At 54.0% G+C, this 1,852-nt stretch carries 2 protein-coding genes; one reads left to right on the top strand and one right to left on the bottom strand.

What is annotated here, in order from left to right; genetic code table 11:
- A partial coding sequence (locus AC1DRJ_RS26135) for a nuclear transport factor 2 family protein (protein WP_477804698.1) occupies positions 1 to 446 on the bottom strand: 446 nt, incomplete at its 3' end.
- A gap of 463 nt (positions 447 to 909) precedes the next feature.
- Between AC1DRJ_RS26135 and AC1DRJ_RS26130 the strand changes: the two genes are divergently transcribed.
- On the top strand, positions 910 to 1,852 hold a 943-nt coding region (locus AC1DRJ_RS26130; RefSeq protein WP_477804697.1), incomplete at its 3' end, for a GlxA family transcriptional regulator.

Below are 1,852 nucleotides of genomic sequence, written 5' to 3'. Positions count from 1 at the left end.
GCGATCCTCCAACCGTTTTCGGTCTCGCGAAGTCGATCAAGCATTGGCGAATACATCCAGATCATCGGTAGATAATCGCTCTCGGTCAGCTCACCGTCGCTCATTTTCGGAGCGTCTTCCGGTACTGCGTAGCGCACAAGAAGGTTGTGATATCGGACTGCGATGAGTCCATTTTCTTCTTCATCAACAATGTGACCTGAGCCGCAACGACTGATTCCTGGAACCAGATAAGGATAGATCTCAGTGAGAAAATGGCGGATGTTGGATTCGCCGCTTACTTCACCCTTGAAATGAATGACCTTCGCATCAGCAGTAAATGAACTGATCATTTCCTCGAGATCCCATGTCTCGAACAGCCAATTGACTCGGTTGACGAAATCAACTGCACTCGCTCGCTTATCGGGATCAATCTTGTGCGCAGCAACTACCTTCGGAAAGAAGCGCATCTTTACCTCCTAAACAAATAGTTAGCACTGACACTGCAAAGCGAATGCTCGGTTCGCTCGTTCCGTCTTACCCCGATTGGGTAAGGTTCGTTATAGTGCGCTTGGCTCCCACCCACGCCACAAGCCTCTGCAGCAACCGGCCTGTCCACTTGGCCCACAAGCGACGGTCATAGGGCGAACAGCCCTTCAGGCATCTCCTTAGAGCTATGTCCCCAGATGTTGCATAAATTGGCGAATAGCTGTTGCGACCGCCTCGGGACTTTCGAGTGGTGACAGGTGTCCAGTGCCAAACATTTCCGTTCTCCGCGCCTATCTACGAGCTCACGAATGGCAGGTTCGCTGAGGCAATGCGAGGGGCAGCGAATTTCAGTCTAAGCTGTTCGGACGGAGCACAAGTGACAGATCCAAGACTATTTCTGCCACAAATGTTCACTCTAAGCCCGGACGCACGGGGCCTCCTCCAATGAGAAAATTTACGAAACCAGCCGCTCCGCCTGCGAACATGAGGCAAAAGCGGATTGTCATATTGGGTTTGCCACCGGTGGACGCGCTCGACGTGATCGGCCCAGCGGAAGTATTCGCGTGGGCGAATCAACTGGACCGCGGTGGACTTGCCCCTTATTTGCTCGAACTAGTTAGCTCTGCCGCTGATGTGCACCTCGAGAGCGAAACAGGTATTGCACTCAGAGGGCATAGCACACTCGAGCAAGAGCGGCGTGCGAACAAACCCATTGACACCTTGCTCGTGACAATGGGTTCCAGGTCGTTCGAACAGATCGACCAGGAAGCCATAGAGTGGCTTCGAGCGCGCTCGAAGACTGTGCGGCGCGTGTGCTCTATATGTGTTGGGGCGTTCGCGCTGGCTGCCGCGGGTCTTCTGGACGGCCGCAGGGCGACGACTCATTGGAGCGTGGCACGACGCTTGGCCGAGCGCTATCCCAAGGTACAGGTCGATCCGTCTCCCATTTGGGTGAAAGACGGCAATGTCTACACGTCGGCTGGCATATCGTCCGGAATCGACCTCGCGCTATCGCTGGTAAGTGAAGATCTTGGAAACGACTTCGCCATGGAGATAGCGAAGAATTTGGTTCTGTACTTGCATCGTCCGGGCGGACAGGCGCAGTTTAGCTTCGCGCTTCAGTCACAGCATGCGCACAATTCAAGTCTGAGCGAATTATGCCTCTGGATCAGTGAGCATCTGCATATGGATCTCACAGTCGAGATAATGGCAGCCCGAGTTTCAACCAGCGTCAGAACGTTGATACGAATGTTTCAGCGAGAATTGCAGACCACACCTGCAAAATACGTCGAAAACGTCCGGCTGGAGGCTGTCTGCCGTTCGCTTGCGCTTGGCGAGAAATCGATGCACGACATCAGTCGCCGGAACGGTTACCACAGCGTCGACG

The organism is Pseudomonas sp. P5_B2 (genome assembly GCF_056400445.1).
The sequence above is the reverse complement of the archived record's forward strand: the minus strand, read 5'-3'. Positions and strand labels throughout refer to the sequence as shown.